This window comes from Stenotrophomonas sp. Sm6012, assembly GCF_030985895.1.
GTDB classification, from domain to species: domain Bacteria; phylum Pseudomonadota; class Gammaproteobacteria; order Xanthomonadales; family Xanthomonadaceae; genus Stenotrophomonas; species Stenotrophomonas forensis.
Window position 1 is genome coordinate 1 of the sequence record NZ_JAPTFX010000225.1, and the last position, 4,237, is coordinate 4,237.

The window sequence follows — 4,237 nt, forward strand, 5'->3', positions numbered from 1 at the left end:
GGCCGGCACTACCAGGTGCCGGCCGCTGGCCGGCCATCACGTCCCTACATGCACCCGGTTCGCCTGTTCGGCCAACCCCAGGTGATCCAGCGCGATGTCCAGCGCCAGCACATAGCTCTGCGCGCCGTAGCCGGCGGCGATGCCCAGTCGCTGGCCAACCCCGGCCGGCAGGCACGGTTCGGCCACCGCACCGTCGTCATGCACTTCCACGTAGGCGTTGTGCAGGTAGGGCAGCAGGCGCTGCAGGCGCAGGCTGTTGGCACACGCACCCGGATCGAGCAGGGTCACCTCGCCACGGCTGTGGTCGGCCACGCGCAGCGCGTCCAGCAGTTCCTGCTCCGAACCACAGGCGCGGATCGCCACGCTGGTGCCGGCGTCGATGGCGCGATGCACCAGCGACTTCAGGACCGGCGCCGGCAGCGGCATCGCGGTACGGATCAGCGCACCGGCCGCTTCCGGGCCACGGATGATGAAGATCGACATGGCTCAGCCCTCCTGCGCCAGGCGGCGGCCAACGATGGCCAGCGACAACGGATAACCGGCCTGCTGGCTGCGCTGGTCGACCACCACTGCGGCCGGACCGTGCTGCAGCCGCAGGCGTGCATCCAGCCCCGGCTCGCTGCGGGCCTGCAGCTCGATGTACTGCGCCGGCAGCCGTTCCAGTGCCGCCTGCAGCGTGCCACCTTCGGCCTGCCACTGCGCCTCGTCGGCGGTGCCGACATCCAGCAGCACCCAGTCGGCCGAGCGCGCCTGCGGCTGGCACAGGCACTGGCGCACTTCGGACAGGCTGGCGCAGTCACTGCACAGCACGCGATGGCCGCTCAACTGCGCCGGCAGCTGCGGGCGCGGCGCCGACGGAGATGCGTGGCGGATCACCAGGAGGGTCATACAACACCTTGCGGAATGCGCCCTGTGGCGCGGTGGGCACACGATGCGCGCGCTGGCCGTAAAGGTGCGATGCCCGTCGCCGGGCCGGGGCGTAAAACCTGCGTAACCCATGTCTCGTGCTGGCGGGAACCTGCGACGCCTGCCTGTGGTCTGATACCGCTACCGACCACCCGGAGCCTGCCATGGATGCTGTTGCCCGCCCTCCCTTTTCCGAACGTGCGCTTACCTGGCTGAAGAAGGAAGCATTGCCGCTGCTGGTGATGCTCGGCCTGCTGGCCGCCGCCCGCGACACCCTGGCCAACCACTACGTGGTGCCCAGTGGCTCGATGCAGCCGACCCTGCAGCCCGGCGACCGGGTGGTGGTGGACATGCGCGCCTATGGCCTGCGCCTGCCGTTCACTGGCCAGGAACTGATGGCGACCGGCAGCCCGCAGCGTGGCGAAGTGGCGGTGTTCGACTCGCCGGCCGATGGCACCCGCCTGATCAAGCGCGTGGCGGCGGTGGCCGGCGACCACGTGCAGCTGCATGAGGGCCATCTGAGCATCAACGGCCAGCCGCTGCAGATCGCCGACCTGCAGGACGTGGAAGCCTTCGGCCAGCGCCGCGCCCGCCTCGATCTGGACATGGGCGGCGGCCCGGACATCGCCGATCTGGTGGTGCCGGCCGGCAAGGTGCTGGTGTTGGGGGATCACCGCGGCAACAGCTTTGACGGCCGCTTCTTCGGCTTTGTCGACGCCGACAAACTGTATGGCCGCGCCGTGGCGGTGTACTACCGCCGAGGCGACGGGTTCGAATGGCAGCAGCTGTAAGCTGAATTGATACTTCCTGTGTATCAATCATGATCTATCAGGTTATGGATCGACTGGATCAACGGGCCTAGTCTGGGGCCCGTTCCCTCCCACGCGCGGCCGCCCCCACCGGCCCATTGATCCCATGACTGGCGAAACCGCGGCGGCCGTCGAACGCCGCCCCCACACTGTCGACCCTGCTGCCGAGACCCGCATCCAGCAGGGCACCCCGGCCTTCCGGCGCACCGCGCTGGCGTTGTTCCTGGCCGGTTTTTCCACCTTCGGCCTGCTGTATACGGTGCAGCCGCTGCTGCCCGAGTTCAGCCGTCATTTCGGCGTCTCCGCTGCCGGCAGTGCGATGTCGCTGTCGCTGACCACCGGCACCCTGGCGGTGGCGATGCTGCTGGCCGGGCTGCTGTCCGATGCGATCGGCCGCCGCCCGTTGATGATCGCCGCGCTGCTGGCGTCGGCCACCCTGTCGCTGTGCACCGCACTGGTGGACGACTGGACCACGCTGCTGGTGCTGCGCACCCTGCTCGGCCTGGCGCTGAGCGGCGTACCGGCGGTGGCGATGACCTACCTGGTGGAGGAAATGGACAGCCGCGCGCTGGGCCTGGCGATGGGCCTGTACATCGGCGGCAACGCCATCGGTGGCATGAGCGGGCGCCTGCTGGCCGGCATCATCGCCGACCACTGGGGCTGGCGCTGGGGCATCGGCGTGGTCTCGATCATTGCCATCGCCAGCACCGTGCTGCTGTGGCTGCAACTGCCGCCGTCGCGCCATTTTCATGCACGTCGCGGTGGCCTGCGCCAATTGCCGTCGCGCTGGCGCACGCTGTTCGCCGACCCGGGCCTGCCGTGGCTGTTCGCCACCTCGTTCGTGCTGATGGGCGTGTTCGTCACCCTCTACAACTACCTGGGCTACCACCTGCTGGCACCGCCGTACCACCTCAGCCAGACCGTGGTCGGGCTGATCTTCAGTGTGTATCTGGTCGGCACCTTCAGCTCGGCGTGGATGGGCCAGCAGGCCACGCGTTACGGGCGTGGCCGCATCCTGTCGATCTCCTTCGCACTGATCGGCGCCGGCATCGCACTGCTGGCGATGCCGTGGCTGAGCACGATGGCACTGGGCATCGCGCTGGTCACGTTCGGCTTCTTCGGCGGCCATTCGGTGGCCAGCAGCTGGGTCGGCAGCCGCGCCGGCACGATGCGCGCCGAGGCCTCCGCGCTGTACCTGTTCGCCTATTACCTGGGGTCGAGCGTGCTGGGTGGCGTGGGCGGCCTGGCCTACGCGGCCTGGGAGTGGCGGGGGGTGTGCGCCTTCGCTGCCGTGCTGACCCTGATCGGCGGCGGCATTGTCTGGGCACTGCAGCAACGCGCCCCGCAGCCGGTAGCGGCATGATCCAACGCGCGTTTCACTGGGGCGCGGCGCTGCTCTGGTAGATGCCGACCTTGGTCGGCGCTCTGGCAGGGCGGCCAACCAAGGTTGGCATCTACCGGAATCAGGCTTCGGCGAACGCCTCGCGCAGCAGCGTGGCGAAGTTGCGGATCAACGGCGTCACCCCTTCGCGGTGCCATGCCAGCTGCACTTCCGAATGCGCACCGGCATCGGCCAGCGCCACGAAGCGCGCGCCTTCCACGCGGATGTGATCACACGACGACGGCAGGATCGCCGCGCCCAGGCCGGCCGCGGCCAGGCTGATCAGCGTCGAGGCCTCGCCCGCCTCCTGCACGATGCGCGGCGTGAAGCCCGCCGCCGCACACAGCGCGATCATGTGGTCGTGGATACCTGCACCGGCACTGCGCCGGAACGCCACGAACGGCTCCTGTGCGAAGTCGCGCAGCGACAGCGTGCCCTGCTTCGAGAGCTGGCGCAGGGCCGGGTGGCCGGCATGCACGATCAACGCCAGCGGATCGACGAACAGGCTGTGTGCCACCAGCTCCGGGGGCAGCGTGCGCTTGCGGATGATGCCCACGTCCAGGCTGCCATCGAGCAGCGCATCGATCTGCTGCAGGGTGTTCATCTCGCTCAGCTGCAACCGCACCTGCGGATACTGCTGGCGGTAATGCAGGATCGAACGCGGAATCTGCGGTGACAGCGGCGTGGCCCGGGTCAGCCCGATATGCAGCTCGCCCTGCTCGCCGCGCTGCGCGCGCTGCACCTCGTCCACCGCCGCTTCCACCTGCTGCACGATGGCCCGTGCCCGTTCCTGCAACAGCTGCCCGGCGGGCGTCAGCTGCACGCGGCGATGGCTGCGCACGAACAGGCGCGCCCCGATCAGTTCCTCCAGCTGGCGGATCTGCTGGCTGAGCGGCGGCTGCGACATGCCCAACCGCTCCGCCGCCTGGCCGAAGTGCAGCGTATCGGCAACGGCGAGGAAGTAACGCAGGTGGCGCAGTTCGATGGACATGGGGCCAGTTTATTCATCGCCAGCCGGAAATGGGGTCAGAGCCCGTTGCGCAGCAACGGGATCCGACCCCGTGTCGACCAAGGTCGACACCCACCAGAGCAATCTGCCGTTCCGACAGATCGCGGAGAACTGTCGAAGGCGGGGTGGGTC

Annotated in this window: 5 protein-coding genes; 2 read left to right on the forward strand and 3 right to left on the reverse strand. The window is 68.9% G+C overall.

What is annotated here, in order from left to right; genetic code table 11:
* Positions 1-36: 36 nt before the first annotated feature.
* Together O0J73_RS21645 and O0J73_RS21650 are read right to left on the reverse strand one after the other, a co-directional pair.
* Positions 37-483, reverse strand: coding sequence for a 3-dehydroquinate dehydratase (locus tag O0J73_RS21645; RefSeq protein WP_004153636.1), 447 nt, complete (start codon positions 481-483; stop codon positions 37-39).
* A 3-nt stretch (positions 484-486) separates the two neighbouring features.
* Positions 487-888, reverse strand: a complete 402-nt coding sequence (locus O0J73_RS21650) for a hypothetical protein (RefSeq protein ID WP_308309609.1) — start codon at positions 886-888, stop codon at positions 487-489.
* Between the two features lie 182 nt (positions 889-1,070).
* On the opposite strand from O0J73_RS21650, the gene lepB reads away from it, so the two are divergent.
* Together lepB and O0J73_RS21660 are read left to right on the forward strand one after the other, a co-directional pair.
* Positions 1,071-1,697 (forward strand): signal peptidase I, encoded by a 627-nt coding sequence (gene lepB / locus O0J73_RS21655; RefSeq protein ID WP_004153639.1) that lies wholly within the window; start codon positions 1,071-1,073, stop codon positions 1,695-1,697.
* 124 nt (positions 1,698-1,821) lie between these two features.
* Positions 1,822-3,078 carry an MFS transporter gene (locus O0J73_RS21660; RefSeq protein ID WP_308309610.1) on the forward strand — a complete coding sequence of 419 codons (1,257 nt, stop codon included), beginning with the start codon at positions 1,822-1,824 and terminating at the stop codon, positions 3,076-3,078.
* A 100-nt stretch (positions 3,079-3,178) separates the two neighbouring features.
* Here the strand turns inward: O0J73_RS21660 and O0J73_RS21665 are convergent, their stop codons facing one another.
* The gene (locus tag O0J73_RS21665) at positions 3,179-4,087 is read right to left on the reverse strand and encodes a LysR family transcriptional regulator (protein ID WP_308309611.1); all 909 of its coding nucleotides are present in this window, start codon (positions 4,085-4,087) and stop codon (positions 3,179-3,181) included.
* Positions 4,088-4,237 lie beyond the last annotated feature (150 nt).